General features: G+C 40.7%; 13 protein-coding genes. 5 read left to right on the forward strand and 8 right to left on the reverse strand.

Annotated elements, in window-relative coordinates; genetic code table 11:
- Positions 1-186: 186 nt before the first annotated feature.
- A complete protein-coding gene (locus THMIRH_RS11450; protein ID WP_173292220.1) occupies positions 187-585 on the reverse strand; it encodes a L,D-transpeptidase Cds6 family protein in 399 nt (132 codons plus the stop codon).
- A gap of 373 nt (positions 586-958) precedes the next feature.
- Between THMIRH_RS11450 and THMIRH_RS11455 the strand changes: the two genes are divergently transcribed.
- The 5 genes from THMIRH_RS11455 (at position 959) to THMIRH_RS11475 (ending at position 12750) form a co-directional block, all read left to right on the forward strand.
- On the forward strand, positions 959-6049 hold the full coding sequence (locus tag THMIRH_RS11455; protein ID WP_173292221.1) for a PAS domain S-box protein: 5091 nt from the start codon (positions 959-961) through the stop codon (positions 6047-6049).
- Between the two features lie 232 nt (positions 6050-6281).
- Entirely contained in the window at positions 6282-7316 is a 1035-nt protein-coding gene (locus THMIRH_RS11460) for an IS481 family transposase (protein WP_173289970.1), read from the forward strand.
- Between the two features lie 232 nt (positions 7317-7548).
- Positions 7549-8940 (forward strand): hypothetical protein, encoded by a 1392-nt coding sequence (locus THMIRH_RS11465; RefSeq protein WP_173292222.1) that lies wholly within the window; start codon positions 7549-7551, stop codon positions 8938-8940.
- A 3-nt stretch (positions 8941-8943) separates the two neighbouring features.
- Positions 8944-12219, forward strand: coding sequence for a hypothetical protein (locus tag THMIRH_RS11470; RefSeq protein WP_173292223.1), 3276 nt, complete (start codon positions 8944-8946; stop codon positions 12217-12219).
- 177 nt (positions 12220-12396) lie between these two features.
- Positions 12397-12750, forward strand: a complete 354-nt coding sequence (locus THMIRH_RS11475) for a hypothetical protein (protein WP_173292224.1) — start codon at positions 12397-12399, stop codon at positions 12748-12750.
- A gap of 251 nt (positions 12751-13001) precedes the next feature.
- Here the strand turns inward: THMIRH_RS11475 and THMIRH_RS11480 are convergent, their stop codons facing one another.
- The 7 genes from THMIRH_RS11480 to THMIRH_RS11510 are packed head-to-tail and all read right to left on the reverse strand — an operon-like array spanning position 13002 to position 22293.
- Positions 13002-13574 (reverse strand): hypothetical protein, encoded by a 573-nt coding sequence (locus tag THMIRH_RS11480; protein ID WP_173292225.1) that lies wholly within the window; start codon positions 13572-13574, stop codon positions 13002-13004.
- Entirely contained in the window at positions 13526-15256 is a 1731-nt protein-coding gene (locus THMIRH_RS11485) for an MFS transporter (protein ID WP_173292226.1), read from the reverse strand. Before THMIRH_RS11485 ends, THMIRH_RS11480 begins: the two co-directional genes overlap by 49 nt.
- A gap of 21 nt (positions 15257-15277) precedes the next feature.
- Positions 15278-15448 carry a hypothetical protein gene (locus THMIRH_RS11490; protein ID WP_207710569.1) on the reverse strand — a complete coding sequence of 57 codons (171 nt, stop codon included), beginning with the start codon at positions 15446-15448 and terminating at the stop codon, positions 15278-15280.
- 27 nt (positions 15449-15475) lie between these two features.
- Positions 15476-16450: a hypothetical protein gene (locus THMIRH_RS11495; protein WP_173292228.1), complete on the reverse strand. Its 975-nt coding sequence runs from the start codon at positions 16448-16450 to the stop codon at positions 15476-15478.
- Positions 16441-16668, reverse strand: a complete 228-nt coding sequence (locus THMIRH_RS11500) for a hypothetical protein (protein ID WP_173292229.1) — start codon at positions 16666-16668, stop codon at positions 16441-16443. Before THMIRH_RS11500 ends, THMIRH_RS11495 begins: the two co-directional genes overlap by 10 nt.
- 4 nt (positions 16669-16672) lie before the next feature.
- Positions 16673-17992 (reverse strand): ankyrin repeat domain-containing protein, encoded by a 1320-nt coding sequence (locus THMIRH_RS11505; RefSeq protein ID WP_173292230.1) that lies wholly within the window; start codon positions 17990-17992, stop codon positions 16673-16675.
- 53 nt (positions 17993-18045) lie between these two features.
- Positions 18046-22293 carry a CHAT domain-containing protein gene (locus THMIRH_RS11510; protein ID WP_173292231.1) on the reverse strand — a complete coding sequence of 1416 codons (4248 nt, stop codon included), beginning with the start codon at positions 22291-22293 and terminating at the stop codon, positions 18046-18048.
- Positions 22294-22339 lie beyond the last annotated feature (46 nt).

The following is a 22339-nucleotide window of genomic DNA, read 5'->3' on the forward strand; positions in this document are numbered from 1 at the left end:
GGCAACTGAAAATTGAACCCTTGAGTATCATAGCGGTCTTTTGGACCGCATAATTATGTTGACTCAGAAGATGCCTGTGACAATCAATTTACTTTATAAACAAGGCATGGGCATTAAAGTTATTGACCGTGGCTGTAAAACTGGGGTAAAAACCCAACAGGTTTTATGGTTTGATGTATCTCAACTTTAAGAGCTAATCACTAACTCTTTTGTAATTAAACACTTGCCTCCGATATCTTCAAACACTAAGGTTTTGATGACTGTATCTTGGTAAAGATTGCTTTTATAGTTTTGTTTGAATGTCACCTGGTATTGCTTAGCGTTGTTTGACCAGGTCTTGTTTTCTGCGCCTATCCAAATATAACCTTTCGGCGCATTAATCCTTTCAGCTCTGAGAGCCTTCCATGCTGCATGAGACATGTTTTCGGATGCAAAATCAGGTGCATATTGTGCAAGATAAAGATCAACTTTTTTGGTCATCCAAGCATATCGCCAAAAGTCAAAAGTAAGCTCTGCTTTTTGACAGGCATTATTTGATCGGTAAGTTTGCGAAGCTATCATTGCATCCGCTACTTCTTTAGACACAGATGATTTCATTGATAGCATCGGTTTTGGACAACTCGCAAGTCGTTCATCACAACCAACTTTAACCAAGGAGGTCACTTTTTCTTTTTCTTGAGTATTTGTACAAGACTATGATCTAAAACTAAAAGACTATCTAGAAAACAAGATTTCTACTTCTCAGGAACTCTTCTTCTGAATAAAGGATGCATTTAGCCATAATTTTTTCTTTTTATGATTAATGTAATTTTTACCATAAAAAGTGTCTAGTGTTTCTAGGCCTTACCACTAGATCCCCTCAATAAAAAATTAAATGGGTTTGCTTTTTAAAGCCTTTAAATTATGATGACTTTCACAATTGAAATATGAGATTCTAAAGAATTGAGGGCTCGCTAAAATGTCTAGATATCTACAAATCCTATTGCTACTACTCATCCCATACAGCACCTCTTTTGCAAAAGAGGCTACCTCTAAAAATCTCATTACATTGACCAATGAAGAAAAAGTTTGGCTTGATGCTCACCCAGTTCTTAATGTAAGTAGTGAACCAGACTATGCTCCCTGGGATTTTATTGAGGATGGCGAGTCAAAGGGATATTCTGTTGACTACATGAACCTGTTAGCCGAAAAAATAGGGGTGAAGGTTCATTATGAACAAGACAATTGGAATAACCTTGTTTCGAAACTTCAAGATGGCCAAATTGATATTGTTCACACCATTTTCAAAAACAATGTTCGAAAAAACGTGGTTTATTCAGAGCCATATAAAAAAGTAACCGCCGCACTCTATATCAACACAAAAAGCACTAACCTTAAAAACACGTCTGATATATCAAAACTCGTTATTAGCATCCCTAGAGGTGACACGACTGCAGATGCATTGATAAAAAAATATCCTAACATTAAGTTGCGCTTGACCAATACCTATACCGAAGCTTTAAAAGATGTTGCCTTTAATAAATCGGAGGCTGCTGTATTGGAGTTGGGCGTAGCTAATTACTTAATTAAAGAATTTAACATACCCAATATGAAGGCTATTAATGAGTTCAATGCTGAGGAGTTAGGATTGGATTATTCGCTTCATTTTGGTGTAGTGGAAAAAAATGCTGTTTTAGTTTCAATTCTGAACAAAGCAATGGATGCGGTTACTCACGAAGAACTCGCGACATTAGATAAGACTTGGTTATCTTTTGAAACAGAAATTGATTATTCGCTCATCTGGAAAATTCTAGTAGCAGTACTTTTCTTGATGTTAGTTTTCTCATTTTATAACTACAGACTACGCAATCTTGTCAAAGAAAAGACCAGTGAGCTTCAATCGCTTGTAGATTCTTTTGACCATAATGTCATAGCATCTCGCTCTGATATCCGAGGAACCATCACTTATGTGACGGAAGCGCTTTGCCAAATTAGCGGTTACTCAAAAGAAGAATTGCTTAATAAACCCCACAATATTTTAAGACACCCTGACATGCCGCGTGAAACGTTTGCCGACTTGTGGAATACGATTCAATCGGGTAAAGAGTGGCGAGGCGAAATCAAAAACCGAAAAAAAGATGGCGGTTTCTATTGGACAGAAGCAATTGTTTCTCCAGAGTTTGACATAAATCAAAATATCGTTGGTTTCAAATCGATTCGCCATGACATTACCGCAAAAAAAGAAGTTGAAGAACTTACACATTCATTAGAAGAAAAAGTTCAAGAAAGAACTGCTGCTTTAAAACAAAATACCGACTTAATGAGTTATGTTTCTGAAAATGCCAATCTCGGATTTTGGAATTTCAATCCTCAAGTAGGTGATCTTTTAGTGAATGATGTGTTTGTTAAAATGCTTGGCTATGATCCTCAAGACGTACTCAAAGAAGATTCTGAAGGCGACATGTTTAAACCCTTTAAAGGTGGTTTAGCATTTTGGAATCAATTGCTTCACCCTGACGATGTTGAACATACTAATAAAGCACTGATAGGTCATATCAACGGAGAAATCCCTATTTATGATGTAACTTATCGAATGAAAAAAGCGGATGGCAATTACATGTGGTCAACCGCAATTGGACGTATCTCTAAATATGATCAAGATGGCAAACCCATTAAGTTTGACGGAGTTAACCTTGACATAGATGCCATGAAAAAGGCGCAAGATGAAATTGCACAATTAGAGGAGCGTAGTCGCTTAGTTCTTTCTGCCGTAGGTGATGGCATCGTAGGTCTGGATACACAAGGCAAAATGACCTTTGCGAACCCAGCAGCACCAAAACTCCTTGGATATGAGTTGGATGAACTACTTAATAAATCTATGCATGATTTAGTTCATCATACTTACCCTAATGGTAATCATTTCCCTAAAGAAAGCTGTTCAATGTATCTAACTACCAAAGACGGACAGGCTCGCACCGTTGATGATGAAGTACTGTGGTGCAAAGATGGCACTTCTCTTCCTGTTGAATATTCAACAATGCCTATGTACAAAGGAAATGATCTGGTTGGAACAGTGGTGGTATTTAGAGATATCACTGAACGTAAAGCTATGCAACAAGCCATTCTTGCTGAACGCGAACAATTGCAAATGATTTTAGACACCAGCCCCGTTGGAGTCGCATTTACAGCGAATAGCATTTTTCACTTTACCAACCCTAAATTTGTTGAGATGTTTAATATTCACACCGGTGAGAAAGCACCAGACATTTATGTGAATCTAGAAGAGCGCGATGCAATGTTGCAAAGACTTGACGAAAATGGTCGTGTAGATAATTACGAACTACAAATGTACACCCATAATAAAGAAATCCGAGATATGCTTGTGTCTTTCTTGCCTGTTAAATACAACAATGAAAAAGGCATTCTGGGCTGGGTACTTGATATCACTGAACGCAAACAACAAGAACAGGCGTTGAAAGAGCATTCAACTTTCTTACAAGCTTTATTGGATACGATTCCTTATCCTGTTTTTTATAAAGATCATAAGTCACGCTTTTTGGGTGTTAATCATGCTTATGCCCAAACATTTAATGTTGATCCAAAAGCACTCATAGGTAAAAGAGTACTAGATTTAGACTATTTACCCGAGCAAGAACGAATTACCCTTCAAGCTGAGGATGAAGATGTGATTGCAACAGGAGGAGAGTTCAAAAAAGAGATTCAAATTCCTTTTTCAGACGGCCAACTTCATGACACGATTCGTTATGTTAAAGCATTTAAAAAAGCGGATGATTCTCCGGGCGGCGTTGTTGGTACCTACACAGATATTACCCCGCTGGTAGATGCACGTCGAGCAGCAGAGAATGCAACCAAGGCAAAATCTGACTTTTTGGCGAATATGTCGCATGAAATTCGCACGCCAATGAATGCCATTATCGGTATGTCACATCTTGCATTACAAACGGATTTAACTTCAAAACAACGAAATTACATAGACAAAGTTAATCGTGCCGCCGACTCCCTGTTAGGTATTATCAATGATATCCTCGATTTCAGTAAAATCGAAGCAGGTAAGTTAGACATTGAAAAAGTCGATTTTAGACTAGAGGATGTCTTTGATAACTTAGCCAGTCTGGTTGGTATGAAAGCAGATGATAAGGGACTAGAGTTATTGTTTAATGCTAACACAAATATCCCAACAGCTTTGATTGGTGACTCATTACGACTTGGACAAATTATCATTAACCTAGGCAATAATGCTGTTAAATTTACCGATGAAGGTGAAATCGTTATTGGTGTTGAAGAAGTCAGTCGCTCTCAAGATCAGGTAGAACTCCACTTTTGGGTCAAAGATTCTGGCATTGGCTTAACTCCAGAACAACAATCCAAGCTCTTCCAAAGCTTTTCTCAAGCCGATACTTCTACCACCCGAAAATATGGTGGAACCGGTTTAGGTCTAGCGATTTCTAAACAACTTGTAGAAATGATGGGAGGCAAGATTTGGGTTGAATCAGAGGCAGGAGAAGGTGCTACCTTCAACTTTACCGCCAAATTTGGTTTACAGAAAAATCCACAAGCGCGCCGAGCATACAAAGCAGATGAACTTAAAGGATTGCGTGTTTTAGTGGTTGACGACAATGCCAGTGCCAGAGAAATACTGTCAACCATGGCTCTCAGCTTTGGACTTGAGGTGGATGTTGCCTTTAATGGGCAACAGGCACTTAAATCCATTGAAGACTCAGATAAAAAATCGATTCCATACGACCTCGTTCTTATGGACTGGCAAATGCCGATTATGAACGGTATTGAATGTGTTCACGAGATGCAAAAAATTGGAAACAGTCATACTCCTGCCGTCATTATGGTCACCGCTTATGGCCGAGAAGATGCTATGAGCGAGGCCGAGCACCAAAGCGTTCACATTCAATCCGTACTGGCAAAACCCGTTACACCTTCATCATTGCTTGAAGCAATTGGTGAAGCTTTAGGCAAAGGCGTTGAAATAGGGACTGCAGAAGTTAAGCGCCAAGATACTGCACAAGAAACGATGAAAAAACTAGCTGGTGCTAAAATTTTACTGGTTGAAGACAACGAAATGAACCAAGAACTTGCACTAGAGTTGCTCAGACAAGCTGGTATTGAAGTTACCTTAGCTGAAAATGGCCAAGAAGCACTTGATCGTCTGACTGAAATACACGATTTTGATGGTATTTTGATGGACTGCCAAATGCCCGTGATGGATGGTTACACCGCCACTAGGGAAATCAGAAAAAATGCCGTATTTACAAAATTGCCTATTATTGCAATGACGGCTAATGCCATGGTTGGTGATAAAGAAAAAGTCATTGAAGCTGGAATGAATGATCATATTTCTAAACCTTTAAACGTAGAGGCCATGTTTGCGACGATTGCTCAATGGGTAACACCTGCAAATCCTAAGGAGTTAGTGACCCCAGAAACGTCTAAAATTTCAGCCCCCCAAGGCTCAATAAACGACCTACCAGGTATCGATACCAATAAAGGGCTTGCTATTTCAATGCAAAATATCAAGCTATACACCAAACTCTTGGTTAAGTTTAGAGATGCACAAGCCAATTTTGAGGACAAGTTCAAGGCCGCACAACAAGATGCTGATCCAACTGCAGCAACTAGAGCTGCACATACCTTAAAAGGCGTTGCTGGAAATATTGGTGCTTTAAGCGTTCAAGCAGCAGCAGCGGAACTGGAAGAAGCATGCAAAAATGAAGCTGATTCGCTCGTGATTAATACATTACTGCAAAAAACACTAGAAGAACTCTCTCCAGTGATTGATGGATTAAAAGGTGTTGGTGATGAAGCTGTTGAAGTTCAAGAAAACAATACCGTAGTTGATCCGTCCCTAATAGAACCATTATTAGAAAAACTTAAAATGCTATTGGAAGATGATGATGCTGAAGCTTCTGATGTGGTAGAAGAGCTCCTACCGCTAGTGAAAGGCACATCTATGGAAGCCACACTTCGTAAGGTCTCCAACTCTGTTTTAGACTATGAGTTTGAAGAAGCCTTAGAAGCAATCAATGCATTAGATTAAAGAAGTTTTAAAACCTAAACCAAAACGAATTCTAAAAATGTCCCGCCACTTTTGAAGTGGCAGGTGGAAGAAATGGGGGTTAAAAGAAATTCAATGGCGCTTGTAAGGTTAGGAAGCGTGATTACCTTTATCTGTAAAAGTCACGACTTCATCTGACACTGCTCTTGAAAAAGAGCAAGTTTCCCGTTTTGATATTAGGTGTCTAATCAAAATCAAAACAAAGGAAACTCACATGATTAATACTAATCAAAAAATCATCAAACATAAAGTCGGATTACTCAATCTTGCAGAAGAACTTGGCAATGTTTCAAAAGCCTGCAAAGTAATGGGCTTATCTCGAGATACTTTCTATCGTTATAAAGCTGCCGTTGATGACGGTGGTGTTGATGCTCTAATCGATAAAACCCGCCGGAAACCCAACCTTAAAAACCGAGTAGATGAAGTAACTGAACAAGCCGTTATTCAATATGCGATTGACTATCCTGCTTACGGTCAACTTAGAGCAAGCAATGAACTCAGAAAACTCGGTATATTCGTTTCATCTAGTGGCGTGCGCAGTATCTGGATCAGAAATGAACTGGCTAACTTCAAAGACCGTTTAAAAGCTTTAGAAGACAAGGTTGCCAACGACGGCATTATTCTGACCGAAGCGCAGGTCGTAGCCCTTGAAAAGAAAAAGCATGACGATGAAGTCAGCGGTGAAATTGATACTGCCCATCCAGGGTACTTGGGTTCGCAAGATACCTTCTATGTTGGCACCTTAAAAGGTGTTGGCAGAATCTATCAACAAACCTTTGTCGATACCTACTCAAAAGTAGCGTTTGCTAAGCTTTATGCCACCAAAACACCGATAACAGCGGCAGATACCCTTAATGATCGAGTGCTACCATTTTTTGAGCAACACGAACTGCCCATGCTCAGAATCCTGACTGACCGTGGCACTGAGTATTGTGGTAAAGCGGAGCAGCACGATTATCAATTATACTTGGCGCTAAATGATATTGAGCACACTAAAACCAAAGTCAAATCACCGCAAACCAATGGCATTTGTGAGCGCTTTCACAAAACCATTTTGCAGGAGTTTTACCAAATCACTTTCCGCAAAAAGATTTACACATCAATTGAACAACTTCAAACGGACCTGGATGAGTGGATTCATTTTTACAACCATCACAGAACTCATCAAGGTAAAATGTGTTGTGGAAGAACACCAATGGAAACATTGGAAGATGGCAAAAAGATATGGGCTGAAAAGTTCGTAGCTTAAACTTAAACTGACAGACACTCATAAAAAACGGGGAACTGTCAGATGAAGTCTGAATTTCTACACATTAGAAGCCTTTACTAATAAACTCAAATTAGAAAAACAATCCATCCTTAATAACTGCTCTGCAGTTATTCAAATTTCGCTTAGTCTTTGTACCGGAAACAGTTTCAATAAAAATTATCGCATTCGATTAATTTCAAATGAAACCGCGTTAATTAATAAAACGATCAACTTGAAAGCGGATTGCACGCAAGTTTACCTACCCTTAACATACAAATACCTAAGTGGACTTGATGAAAACCGTGGACAAAACTATCGAACCGATGACTTTATCTGCCTCAACCTACCCCCAAGAATACAAGCCATACTTTTAAAAGCCACCAATATTTGGACCAGCGCTAAAGCTCAATATGAAGAAATCAATGGCGCTTTAATTGAATATAGTATTCATACGACTGATCAGCACTTAAAATCGTGTCTCAATAGTTTCAATTTGGACGCTAGATTAACTGCGGAGTTTTTACAACAAGCCATCCAAAATATTTTCTTTAAGGTTTCTAATGGCGACTTTTGGACCCTAGCAGTGCTATCCGGAAACCCTAGAGTGATTGGCGCTACACAACTTCACTACACAACTCTCGCAAACCTAAAGCTTTTTGAAGACTACCAAAAAGGCATCAAAGTCATATTTAAAGAAGCCATTGAACTACCCCAAAAAAATTCACCCAATCTCTTTATTGGTTATGGCAATCCAATCAGACCCATTAAATCAATTGTGCAAAAGGAACTAAATCACCTTTCAAGCTTTTTAGCAACTAGGGTTGGGCAAGATTCCATAAAGCTTTCTACTGAAGAACTGATAGAAACCCTAAATCTTGTCATGCTATTTGTAGAAACTTACTGCTCGTACTTTAACGCCATTCGTAATGTTACCAACCCTTATATTGGCCTTCAATCAATTGATCATGAAGGATTTTGCGCTATTGCAGACAAAATCATTCAGAATGGCTACAACACTCGCATCATTCCCGTCTTAAAACCTGTTGAAGAAACGCTCAGGCAATTTGAGGACTACATCCTCAGCTTAATGGATGTTTTTAGACGGAAAAAACTCGCCAAATGGTCTGACTTTTTTGCCGAGAAACTGCAACCAGAATTTAAATGGCGAGGACTGCTTGCACCAAACAGGAATTTTCCGGGTTATTTTTTGATCAGCCCTGAACTCAAATTAAAAGCGGGAAAGCGCCCAAAAGTAAAGTTTATTCCTTATACACGTAAAGCCGCTCTTAAATTTTATGAAGGAACTGAGCAATTCAAAAGCCCATTATTTTTGCAGCTAGCTCCAAATGCCAATCGTCATTTTTTGCGCTCGGCGCTTTTAGAGCGCGGAGTCAACCCAGAGTATATTGATGAATTTATGGGGCATAGACACTTTGGAACTGAATCGTGGAATCATAACTCTATATTTGATCCTCAAGACTACCGCAAAACCATAAAAGCTGAACTATATAAGGTATACGGTGACTTCAAGATTTCACTACCATTTAAACCGAATTCCAAGCAGGTTAGCGATAAGACTAATACTGAATGCCCCGATACAACTCAACGTCATTCCAATAGTTAAAATATGCACTCATCAAATATAGATACCCTCAAAAAAAAATTAGTCATTCACGCCTTTTGGTCGCAACAAATGGCTGCCAGCTCAGATTATTATTGCGCGGCGACCACTGCTAAAAAACTGCTTTTAGATATCGCTGTCAATGGCAAGTATCAACGCCGAGAAGAAGATAAAGAAGCGCCTCCAATTGCAATGATTTCGCAGTATTTATTGGGCATCTACACCCATGTTAAAGAAGCAAAAACGACACTTTCGCTTCGACCTAATCAAGAATCAAGCTCAGCGCCAGTAAAAGTTCCCAATAAAAACTTAAGTCCTGCAAGTTTTTACCAATTTCAGAAGGTGATTTTAGACAATGGTACAAGAAATCTGAATCAAACAACCCAAATACTGGAGTTTATAAATGTTTTGATAGACTTTGGCAATAGCAGCGCCCTATGGCACCTGCCACTCTTTGACACCCTAAAAAAGATTCCTAGACCCAGCAATCCTTTAGGCACTCAAGAAGACTGGCAAAACTATTTGTATGCCATCGAACTAAAAAATCTTCATTTGAATTTTGTCAGTGAAGCGCTTCAGGAAGCCAATCAATTATCTGATGACGTTAAATTAGGCATTATCATCACGGATCTTCTTTTTCAGTCATTTGTGCTTAATGAAAAGCAGCTAATCATGCTGGTTAAACAGCTTCCAGATGAGGGCAATTATCACTATCAAAATCAACGGTTATTTTTCAATGTGCCAGTAGATGATTTTAATCCAAGCAGACGCGTGTTTATTTCACCCATTACAGAGCTCTTAATTCATCGTCTTATTCCTAAAGATTTGATTACAGCCTTTGCTAAAAAAAAGGTTAAGAGCAATCGCTTTGAGAATAAATGCTCATCAAAGACCATCCCGTCAAATAAAACGAACCATAAACTTTTTGCTGCTGCCTTGCTTAAGGCACTTGAAGCTTATACGAAGCAACTGGGTATTCCGCGCCATTTGCTACCAACGTCTTTATTCGGCATCTGTCGATTCGCAGAAAAAGGACTTTTAGATACGCTTCCTCCAGTTCTGCTTTACAGCACAACTGGAACCTTAAAGTCGCACAGCTTAAAGCCAAGTGTTTTAGAAAAACTTTATGCTCTTTCTGCAATGAATACGACCATACCCAATGAGTATCAACCAGAAGTTAACAGTGAAAAATCGCAATATCGTAGTTATGGGCTCACATTGGTTCGCAAGGTTTTTAACCACCCTAGTCGCAAAGTAGATCCAAAAATTCTTCATGCCCAAATTCTGAATGAGGCACAGCAAATTTTTGGCTTAACACCCAACTTACAATACCTCTTAGACTGGGGGCTATCTCAAGTAAAAGTGTTGCTTGGTAAAAATCGTTTTGATGTCAGTCCTACTAAAATCCTAGGCAAGCTTGACTCGGTTGCCCGTCATATTTTGGCTGTTTTTCATGAAAGGGATTTACTGGGCGTGTCATCGGAAGATCGAGCGAATCTATTTTTAGAGGTGATTGATCAAGCAATTTCAGATCGTAATCTAAATACCATTCAGTACAATCTGCGTGCCTTTAATGTATGGCTTGAAAAAGCTAAAAAAGCACCACCTATTTTTAATAAGTTAGAAGTGTTTGGTGACCCTAAACTCACGGATATGACGGTTAACAGCAACTTGGTGTCTTTTGATGAATATGAAATGGTAAGAGCACACCTTAAAAAGTTGCAAACTGACACCCTGGATTCGCATCAGCAAAATCGTTATGCCATGATGGATTTAATGCTCATACTCGGTTTTAAGTGCGGTCTGCGTTCCACTGAAGCTTTTAAGATCAAGGTGAATGACTATATCTATTGCAAAACATCTCCCATTTTAGTTATTCGTGAGAGTTATGACCGTGAACTTAAAACCACCTCTGCAAAGCGAAGCTTAGAACTGGCCAACCTGTTAACTGCGGATGAAATAGCCGTTATTAATGAGCGTTTTTCCAAAATCACTCAACAAATCGAAAAAGCAGGTATGCGAGAGCATCAAAAACTGAAAGAACGACTTTATCTGTTTGGTAAAGCATCAGACCTTTCTAAAACTCCGCCTATTCAGGGCATTAAAACAGAATTAATGAGCTTCTTGCATGAATCCGCTCAGGATCAGACATTGAACTTTCATCATTTAAGGCACTCATTTGCCTCGTGGCATTTTTTATCCGCCTGCATTGCCGAACTTGATTTGGAGTTAAAGGATACCTTCCAACCTTTTCCAAAAACTCACGAATGGTTAGCATTAGCACAAGAACGAAAGTTGGCTCTTTTACCAACCTCGTTGAAAAGTAAAAAATACCCCTTTTGGATTGCCATCAAAATGGGCCATGCCAATTTTAAAACGACATTCGAACACTACGTTCATACAGCAGATATAGTGAATATGCTATTTCAAGAAAAATTAGCACGCGGCTTTTCTTCAAGTTTTTGGGCAACCCTTTCCAAAACTAACGACTCTTATCTTCGTAAAAAGAAAGCTGGCATGATTGCTTATGCCTGCCAATATGCAGCTCCTGAAAGTTTAAAACAAAAAATTCAACTTCAGTTAAAACGCCATCAAGCTTATCAGTTTAAGGTTACGCAACCCCTGACATTGCCTCCTAAACTAGAAACCTTGTCTGCAGATTGGCATCAAAAAATGCAGGCTTATCAAGCTTTATTGGAATTGGAGAATCTTGAAAATCTATCAAGAAAAGTGCGTGCAACTGCGAACTATTTCATGGAAATGCCTAAATATCGTTTAAGGGGACTTAATAGGTCTGAAAGATTGGCGTTTGATCGTTTAGCAACAACATTGGAAGGGATTAATGGTAACGATTTATCTCAAAAGAGCGGATTAACTTTAGACATCAAAAATGCTCTCAAGGTTTTTGCCCAATGCTTAACCCCGGAATCTAATGACATAACAACCCTTACTTCACAAAGAAACTACCGACTTTTAACCACAGATTTGAACAATGCACTTTTGCTTACAAAGCTCATTGGGTGTTTAGCCTTGAAGTTTAAGATTCTAATTCACTTAAAAAAACCTAATACTGAATCAGATGAGGACCGTAATCGAGAAGATGTCCATTATTGGGAAAAGCATTTAAATTTAAACCCGCTTCAAATTCATGAACAAGCCAGTTTTCACTCTCACACAGGAAGCCATTCCAGAATTGAGATACGAGTGGTGAATGATAAGGACAGAAAGTGTCATTCCTTTTATTATTTAATGACGGCAATTTCAGCATTTTACGACTTTTAAAAAAACCGATCTCCTACCAAACCTTAAAGTACAACTTTAAGCTTTCACAGTTTCAAGTAATATTTTCATCAAAAAATCAAAAGTACCTAAATTTGAGACCACTTTAAAAAAGGTAAACAATTTCAAGTTGTATGATTTTCTTGAATCAAGCCAAAATTAAAAACAAGGAAAATCAAAATGAACACCATCGATTACGGCCTAAAACTTTTAGCAGAAGGCGCCTCAAGAACGCAAGATATCTTCTTCAGTGAAGTACCTTTCTTGGAGTATGCAAAACTCAACAGCAACACCTACACTTTTGTTGCAACACATGAGACTCAAAATGACGAATATCTTTCTTCTTTTGACTTTTCTAAGCAATTACTACAAATAATACTCGCTAAAATTAAGGCTGAGAAAAGCTTGCTTACCAATCAGTCAGGCCTCCCCTACACAATTTATTTAAACTTGCGAGTCAGGCTTGGTAAAGAACAACATGATTTAACTGGCGAACCGTTCATTCCATTCGTCATTCAAGAAATCTTGGAGTGATCGAAAACAGGCTCTAAAATGATTCTGTAAATTAAAGTGTAGATTTTTATCTTCAATTTTGCTTCGATAGTACCGCACGCCGGCCCCAAAACTGCATGTTTTTTCTAACCGCCAAACCTTTAATTTAAAAAGCTTATCTTTTATGCCTAAGTACATTAACAAAAATCCTCGTAAACGCCCTCTTTTCTAAAGTCTGCGGTATAGATAAGAGTTCAATTTTGGTTAAGATAGGTGATTTGCATACTTTTTCCTTAATTCTCTTTTATTAACTTAGTCAAAATCTCTTTATTCTCTTGCGTTAGCCGCTCACTGTCGAGCAACGCATAGTGCGTTATGCTTCTTTGAAGAATATCAGTCAAGGTCTCTGCCGTTTCGGGCATAAGCCTTAATAGTCGGCTCTTTATCACGGGTAATAGCAGTTTTAAATACGAATTAATGGATAATACATCTATACCCTCCAACGCCATTATTTCTAAGCTGGTCACTAAACAGCCATGCGTCAGTTCCGCATCCAGAGGATAGCGTGTGAGCAGGTGTAAGGTCATGGCGCTGATGGCTGAAAATAATCGAGGGTGGTCATCATCAACAATGCCATAACGAAATTCACTTTGCCAATGGATAATCTGAGCGATTGCATTCTCTTGGCTAACCTTTATCGTGTCTTTTGGTGATATAGATAAAAACCACAACAAGACATCTTCCGGATTAGTCTGTTGAAAGCAGTTAACCAACTCATCAAACTTGTGGCGAAGGTGTGCTAAAAAGTCATCCAGATTCAGATGTTGTTGCTCAATATCCTGTTGCAGTTCAGCCAGCACTGCCAAAAAGCAGGTTGGACTTCATTGACTTTTTGATACAAAGCTTGGTTTAATCGTTGTTCTATGTCGTATTCGTAACGATCAACCTCATTGATGTAATTACTCTCAAAAACATCCCTTTCCACAGCTGTCAAGGCTTCTTCATAAGACTCAACCGCTAAGACGATACGGGTTAAATGATGCAATGCTGTGACTTGTTTGACTAAATCTGGTTCGTTGGCTTCCTCTTTGTACTGGTCGTAAAGCGCTTGTAACTTATCAATATGGACAATCTTCTCACAAGCTTTCCAAAAAACTTGCTGTGTGGTTTCATCAGCAATCGCTAAAGCAATTGCCATAGCAAAATCAGAGGCGTGGCGAACAATTAATCTCAGTTGAATCTCAGGCCGCTCGCTAATATCGGCCAAAAGCCATGTAAGCGAATGCATATAGTGCTCATCTTGGGCAGGAGAAAGTTGTTGCAAAGCATTTTGCACTCGCTCGTTTCGCTCCATTAGACTTTCTCGATAGTCGTCAATTTTATCTTCGGGAATACCCATTAAATGCTCGCCAAAGTGACGAAGCGCATTTTTGTAGAGTGATTTAGCATTCGCCAAATAGCCATGTTGCCGTTCGTCTTTATTTGCAACAATGGTTTCAATCATCCATGCAAAACTGTTTTGCTGAAACAGATTCATGTCAGTGTCATCAGCAAGTCTAAAACAGGCATACACGCTTAATTCCATGTCATCGGTATGCAGTTCGGCTGGCTGTTCCAACAGGCGCTTTAGAAGCGTCAGGTGAAAGTCCAATAGCTGGTCAACTCCTACCTTCCCTTTTTTATCACAGGCAAGCAACCCACTTTTGAGCCAAATAATGCTCAAATTACTAGACATCCCCTCTAATGTTGCTGTTTCTAAATAACGCTTTACCCAATTGAGTTTGCGTTGAATATCGTCATCAACCGGATGATAGGTTTCTATAAACCAACGGGTATTGTCGGGTAGCTCGCTAGTCTTCACACGAAAAGATAAAGCGGCAAACACAGGTAAAAAGTGCTGTACAAAATCATTTAAAAAACTTTCAAAATCTCGTGCGTCACGTCTGTTTTTTGAATTGTTAATGCTTTGAGTTATCTCTTTTAAATCCCCTAATAAGTTTTCAACAACTACGGGGAAATCTGAGTGCGGCCTCATGGATAAAGCTTCAAAATAGTGCGTGGTCGATACCATCTGCGCTGTAATGTACGGACTAGTACCACCATGCCATTTGTCTTGAATGACTTGCAAAGATCGGGGTAAATAAATAACGCTGACCGCTACCAATATCAACACCATGCCCAAGACCGCCATCCATGCGAAAGGCAACAGGGTAACTAGGGCTAAAGGCATCGCAAATCCTAAAAACATGAGGATTAACCAACCCAGTTTCGCAAACTTATCCGATAAGCGTAGCATTACTAATGCCCAGCCTATCAGCAAAGGATAAGTCATCGCAAACCACAACCACTCGGTTTTATCTTGATTGTCATCGGGTGATAACCAAACGCCCAATTGATTACTCATCCATAACCCAAAAAAGAAAATGGCGGGTAATAGCCTTAACAACCCGAAGGCTAAAGGCTTGATATTTTTCCACTGCCAAAACCGCTCACGGTTGGTAACGGTGGGTAGAATAAGTTGCGCATTTTGTTGGATGGGGTTTTCCATAGTTTCCTTTGGTGCGTTCTATCATTTGCGCAGCGTTTTGTACTGCTCCATAAAGGTTTCAGGTTGTTGCACGGCGAGTTGTTTGGCTGCGATTAGTTCTTGTTTAAACCAGTCTTGGGTTCGTTGATTTAGCTGATTGATAAATAATCGAGTAAGTCGAGGCTGGCGTTGGGCCAGTGGCTCTAATGCCACACGCCCCATTAACATTAAATTTTTGCATTACAACACACTTAATAAACGTTGTTTGAATGCTTCATATTCCTCGCCATACTCACGGTTGTTTTTAAATAACTGTGTTTTCAAATCTGCGATTTCTTTATCAATGTCCATTTCAGGTTGTTGCACAAGAAAGGCGTGATAATCACTTATATCCTTAAAAAGATTTTCTTCAAAAGCAGACCATCGAATCACCTGATAGGTGATTAATGCTTGAAAGTAGCGATTCGCCAAGTCTGGATTGCTCTCATTTTGTGCTTCAGTAATCAGGTTCTTAAAAACATCTCTTTCAAAACCATCAAAAGGAACTTTTTTGCCACTACCGCCATCTAGTATATAAGCATAACTGGGTTGTTTTTGTGTGCGGTTAATTGTTCGAATCGCTAAACACGTTTGATAAGCTTCTTCAAGGGCATCTAAGTCGGCATAAGTGATTTCTGGCATAGGTTCTTCGCTGTACCAGTCCAACAATAATGTTGCCAACCGCTCATACAAGGGTAATTTCTGTTGGATGATAGCAATCGTGGTCGCTGTTATCTGTCGATGCGTGGCATCGGGTTCGATGATTGCGTTGCTTGGTGTTTGTGCTAATTGCTGTTCGGTAATGCTTGTTAATAGCTCAAAAACTTGGGGGTTGTGATAGGCAGACTCATTGAAATAAGCCAATTTACGCTTTAAATACTCTTGCCTATTGGTTGGAAAGTTAGAAAAATTTTTAAGTTCTTTAAGATTAGTGGGTATAAGCCTGTAATGCTCCCAATCCATAAATGTACATCTCTCATAGAAATTCTTTGGATTTTCTGAAAGTTTGGCCCTTAGTTGCATATAGGTTGCCATGTCTTTATCCGACAAAGGATAATTCTTCCAAACAGCCTTAAAAGTCCATATCAGGGCTAAAATGATAATAAAACCGAATAGGGCAAAGGTAATATTTCTTTTTAACGTGATTGTCTTCAAACTTGATTTTTTCATTGCCACGATTTCTCCAAAATCACACTAATCAGAATATACACAAATAACACACTTCCAATGCCATAAATAATCAGCCAAGCAATAAGCCCCAAAACTATTTTTGGCTTTGACATTGGCATGTAATTCCTTGTGAACTCTCGATGAAAACGCATCAAATCTTCTTTTGTTTTAATTTCTGTAATGCGTTCAGTTGGTGGTTCATTTTTATTCGTTTCGTCTGACATATTTTTATCTCGGAAACTTCGACATTAACGCTTTGGGTGTTTGCCCTGCTTTATTTTTCAATGAATCATCTGCTCCATGTTGTTGGAGCAATTGATAATAAGCATGCAGTTCTTCAATGTGTTTTTGGCTGATAATATGCGGGTCAATTTTTGCGCTTGTACCATAAGCGATTGCCAGCATTTCGTTAATATAACTTTCTTTGGTATAACGGTTTTGTGGTTTAGTATCGGTAATTGCGGCTTTTTCTTGGTAGAGCTTTTCTAAGCTAAACGCAATTTGATGCAAAGGCGTATCACCATCAACATCAGCATGATTAACAGACGCACCCGCTTTAATGAGCAGTTTGGCGACCTCTAAATCAACATAATAGGGTGCTGCCATTAACTGCAATAGGCTATTATCTTTCGGTTCGCGATACCAGTTAACATTGCTACCACTTTTTATCCAGTGGCGCATAATCAACAGGCGATTGGGTCGTTGTTGGTCAAACGTTTTTCGCAATCTGGCGTTATAAATCAAAGTACGCTCGATTAAACTATAAGGTTGCTGTTCGTGAAATTGAAGATAGTCTAATACTTTTATTAACAGCCCCGCGTTGTCTATTAAATGAATGTTTTCAAATAGAGCACTGTTATGACTGCTACTCGCCCATGCAGTGCTAGGACGAATATTGCTACGAATAATCTGCTCAATCATTGCCTCGTTGTAAGGGCTACGCAATGCTAACTTCCATACCTCATCCGCAGATTCTGTAAAGCTTTGCCCTAAAGCTATCAAGCGAGAAAAGGCGTGTTGGTTTTGATAATAGAGCGCATGAGCCAATAAAGAGCCGATTCTTGGATTGGGTTTGAGTGTCAAATCAACACCATTGTCAATCAGCCAATCGAAGGCTTCATTTTGCTGGTACTTAATCGACCAAAGCAAAGGTGTAATAGGCTTTTTGGGCTTGTAATATTGCGGCACGATGGTATTTATTGGCGCACCATTTTTTAGCATTTTGAGCACTAGCGAATGAGTGGCGGGATAATCCCCTTTGCGTAACAAATTTTCAAAGGGCGTAAATTCTGATTGGTTTTTGGCATTCACCTCTGCGCCCGCATCTATCAGGGTATTAACCATTCGCAGGATAGATTCATTCTTTAACGACTTTTCCGTTAGCGTAAAAGTTTGATAGCGATTGAGTATCGCATTACCATTGCGTAATTGATTGGGGTCTGCGCCCTGCTCTACACACTCGCTAATGGCAGTATACTCGTTTTGGTCGAGTAGCTGGTGCAAATCGCAAGCGGTGGCAGCGAAGCTGAGCAACCATGTGGTGAACAATAAAAGAAACTGGCGTAGAAGCTTTAATATGATCATCGACTCACAACCATCTCTCAAATCCCATAATAAACAAAAGGCGCCCAGATATTCACACCCGCATACTTGGTTTGGGTTATAAACTCTCGTTTGACCTGGCTATTGGCTTGTGCGGGTTTAACGCCTTCTTTCACCAGTTCGTAAAAGCGTTGCATGTAAGCCGCAGTGACTTTGTCATCCACCGACCAAAGCGTCATTAGCGTGCTTTGATTACCTGCCATGTACAACGCAAAGGGTAAGCCCACCACGCCTACGCCTGCTTTGGCTTCGTTGGCGGCGGTGTTGCAGGCAGACAAGACGGTCAGGTCACTTTGTAAGTCGAGTTTGTAAATGTCCTGTGCACTGAGATAGGCTTGTGCTTTGCCTTGATCAAAGCTGAGTACCAACGAGGATTGCATGGGGTCGCTGTCGTCAAGGTAGCCATGGGTAGCAAAGTGCAGTTGTTTGTATTGTTTTAGTGTGCCCGTTTGGTTTTGTTCAACGAGCCAATGTTTACTGGCATCTTTGCCTGTCTTGAGCGTCAGGTCGGGGTAGATGCTGGCAATACGCTTGGCTTCTATTTCTGTGCCCGGCAGGTCAACCCAAAAAAGTTGGTCTCTTTGTACAGTCTGCCCGCGTTGCGTGATCATCGGCAGTGAGCTGTTGGCTGCTTTTTGATCGCTTTGCTGTTGACTGTAGTCTGGATTAGCTAGGGCTAATAGGCTGAGACGTTGCTGTTGGTTGTAGCTGGCTTGGCGCTGGTGAGTGTTGATCCAGATAGAGAGTGATGGCGTGTAGCTGATGTCTTTTTCTTCAATCAGTCTTTTGCCATTAGGCGTGGTTAAGGCTTCAAAGGCAACGAGGGCTAAATCGCTATCAGGTGAAATCAGCAGGCTTTTGGCTTCGGCTATGTTTGACCAGATAGGACCGAGCAGGCTATCGCTGATGTATGCTTGTAGTGATTCGATGTGCATGACGCGGTCTTTGAAGGTGAGCTGGGCTGGCATACTGGCGGAAACTTCAAAGGAGCCATCGGCATGGCGCCAAAGGGTTTTTCGAGTTTCTTTCATATAGTCGATCACGCTGCCATGAAAGGCGGTGATTTCTCGATAGGCTTGTAGGCTGCGTTTTAAGTTGTCCTTTTTGATGCGTTGTGTAACCACCTTGCCATCAGCACTCATGACAAAGGCGAGATAGCTGTCGTTGAGTTCACCATCTTGCCAAAAACTGACCACACTGCCCTTGGGTAGATGCTGTTGCATGAGAGAAGTTGCTTGATCTAAGTCTAGGGTTTGCGGACGAGAATATTGGGCAAACACAGGATAGGTGTCTTGCAGGCGTTTAATGAGTTGGCTTTGTTGTTGTAACAGATCGCGTTGCTGTTTTTGTAGTTCTGCCAGTGGTGTCTGGTCACGCTCTGCTTTAGCCAGTCGTTCATTGACCTGTAATAGCATTTGACGAAGCTGGTCATAAGCTTGACGGTCAGCAACGCTGATATTGGCTTTATCCAGCGCATTTTGCTGCGATAATTGCGCAAATAAATAACGGGCTTTATTGCGATCGGCTAATACCAAGGCTTCATCCCCCTGATCTTGCTTGGCTAGTAAGCGCAAATGATAATTCAACGTTGAACGATTTTGTTCTAACACCTGTTGTTGTTCTTCTGGGGTTAACAGACCTTGCTGCACTGCAAACCAATGCTCATAGCTTTCATTACGCTTTGATAATAATGCCATGGCATCAGCATACCGACCCAAATCAAGATAGGTAACAGCGAGATTGTTCATGCTGGTTAGCGTATCAGGATGCTCGGCACCCAACACCTTTTCATGCAATGCCAGTACTTTTTCCTTAAGCACCAAGGCATCGGCATGGCGACCTAGCTCGCTGTAGGTGCCAGCCAGATTATTCATGCTGATTAGGGTATCAGGATGCTCGGCACCCAACACCTTTTCACACAATGCCAGTATTTTTTCCTGAAGCACCAAGGCATCGGCATGACGACCCAACTTGCCATAGGTAGAAGCGAGATTATTCATGCTGGTTAGGGTATCGGGATGCTCTACACCCAAAGTCTTTTCAAACAATGCCAGTACTTTTTCATTCAGCACCAAGGCATCGGCATGACGACCCAACTTGCCATAGGTAGAAGCGAGATTATTCATGCTAGTTAGCGTATCAGGATGCTCTACACCCAAAGTCTTTTCACACAATGCCAGTATTTTTTCCTGAAGCACCAAGGCATCGGCATGACGACCCAACTTGCCATAGGTAGAAGCGAGATTATTCATGCTGGTTAGGGTATCGGGATGCTCTACACCCAAAGTCTTTTCAAACAATGCCAGTACTTTTTCATTCAGCACCAAGGCATCGGCATGACGACCCAACTTGCCATAGGTAGAAGCGAGATTATTCATGCTAGTTAGCGTATCAGGATGCTCTACACCCAAAGTCTTTTCAAACAATGCCAGCACTTTTTCGAATAGCACCAAGGCATCGGCATGGCGACCCAACTTGCCATAGGTAACAGCGAGATTATTCATGCTGCTTAGCGTATCAGGATGCTCTGCGCCAGAAACCTTTTCACGCAATGCCAGTATTTTTTCCTGAAGCACCAAGGCATCGGCATGGCGACCCAGCTCGCCATAGGTAGAAGCGAGATTATTCATGCTGCTTAGCGTATCAGGATGCTCAGCACCCAAGACCTTTTCACGCAATGCCAGTACTTTTTCCTCAAGCACCAAGGCATCTGCATGGCGACCTAGCTTGCTGTAGGTAACAGCGAGATTATTCATGCTGCCTAGGGTGTCAGGATGCTCAGCACCCAAGACCTTTTCTCGCAATGCCAGTACTTTTTCGAATAGCACCAAGGCATCGGTATGGCGACCTAGCTCGCCATAGGTGCCAGCGAGATTGCCCATGCTGATTAGGGTGTCGTGATGCTCTGAACCCAAAGTCTTTTCACGCAATGCCAGTACTTTTTCCTCAAGCACCAAGGCATCGGCATAACGACCCAACTTGCCATAGGTAGAAGCAAGATTGCTCATGCTGGTTAGGGTTATTTCGTGCTCTGCACCCAAAGTCTTTTCACTCAATGCCAGTACTTTTTCGAATAGCACCAAGGCATCGGCATGACGACCCAACTCGCTGTAGGTGTGGGCGAGATTGTTCATGCTGGTTAGCGTATCAGGATGCTCGGCACCCAAGAGCTTTTCAAGCAATGCCAATACTTTTTCTTTAAGCACCAAGGCATCGGCATGGCGACCTAGATCGCCATAGGTGCCAGCCAGATTATTCATGCTGATTAAGGTACTAGGATGCTCAGCACCCAAGAGCTTTTCAAGCAATGCCAATACTTTTTCTTTAAGCACCAAGGCATCGGCATGGCGACCTAGCTCGCGATAGGTAGAAGCAAGATTGCTCATGCTGGTTAGGGTTATTTCGTGCTCTGCACCCAAAGTCTTTTCACTCAATGCCAGTACTTTTTCGAATAGCACCAAGGCATCGGCATGACGACCCAACTCGCTGTAGGTGTGGGCGAGATTGTTCATGCTGGTTAGGGTATCAGAATGCTCAGCACCTAACGCTTTTTCCTGTATTTCGAGTCGTTTTAGGCGATATTTTAGCTCTTTGTTATAATCATCCATCGCGTCATAAACACTGCTAAAGCCAGCATAAACATCAGACAAAGCCAGACTATCTTCCCCTAGATTTTTCGAAATCGTTAATAGTTGCGCTAATGTCTCCAATGCGCCTTGGTAATCTTTCTGTTTCTTTTGCTCTTTGTATTTTTTCATCAATGATGCAGTTTCGCTGTATGGCTGGTAAAGTTTATTCCATAATTCTAGCCCGCTGAGTATCAACTCCTTTTTCTCGGGAAAATGCTTGAGCAGCAACTGAAAATCTTCTTGCATTGCTTCATCATCATTAAGGTGTTTGAGAAACAAGCTGTAGTGCTCCTTGGCTTTTGCTATATCACCCTTCAAGAGGGTGCTATGCCCACTGTTTGAAGCAGCGAAAAATTCCTTGTCCTCAAGGATGGATTTGTTCGCCATAGCGATGCTTTGGTCGAACGCCTCAGCAAAAAGATAATACCAAGAGGCGTCTCCATACTTTTTATCTTTATTTTTTTCACCATCAGCAAAGCAGATGCTTTTAACTAAATTTTTATCTACAGGGTCTTTTTTGATGACATCGGCGCAACCCACGCTCTCTTCTTGAACATAAAGCGTGGTTGCAAAAATGCCCACAAGGACAATGAATAGGAGTTTAGTGAATGTCTTCATATGCTGCTCTTTGATATTCGGTTTTCTTGATATCTACTGATTATTC

Source organism: Thiosulfativibrio zosterae, from assembly GCF_011398155.1.
Lineage (GTDB): Bacteria > Pseudomonadota > Gammaproteobacteria > Thiomicrospirales > Thiomicrospiraceae > Thiosulfativibrio > Thiosulfativibrio zosterae.

What these genes read in the sequence shown, in the direction of transcription:
- THMIRH_RS11455 (WP_173292221.1), top strand. Translation starts at nt 959, where the DNA reads ATGTCTAGATATCTACAAATCCTATTGCTACTACTCATCCCATACAGC.
- THMIRH_RS11460 (WP_173289970.1), top strand. Translation starts at nt 6,282, where the DNA reads ATGATTAATACTAATCAAAAAATCATCAAACATAAAGTCGGATTACTC.
- THMIRH_RS11470 (WP_173292223.1), top strand. Translation starts at nt 8,944, where the DNA reads ATGCACTCATCAAATATAGATACCCTCAAAAAAAAATTAGTCATTCAC.
- THMIRH_RS11475 (WP_173292224.1), top strand. Translation starts at nt 12,397, where the DNA reads ATGAACACCATCGATTACGGCCTAAAACTTTTAGCAGAAGGCGCCTCA.
- THMIRH_RS11485 (WP_173292226.1), bottom strand. Translation starts at nt 15,256, where the DNA reads ATGGAAAACCCCATCCAACAAAATGCGCAACTTATTCTACCCACCGTT.
- THMIRH_RS11500 (WP_173292229.1), bottom strand. Translation starts at nt 16,668, where the DNA reads ATGTCAGACGAAACGAATAAAAATGAACCACCAACTGAACGCATTACA.
- THMIRH_RS11510 (WP_173292231.1), bottom strand. Translation starts at nt 22,293, where the DNA reads ATGAAGACATTCACTAAACTCCTATTCATTGTCCTTGTGGGCATTTTT.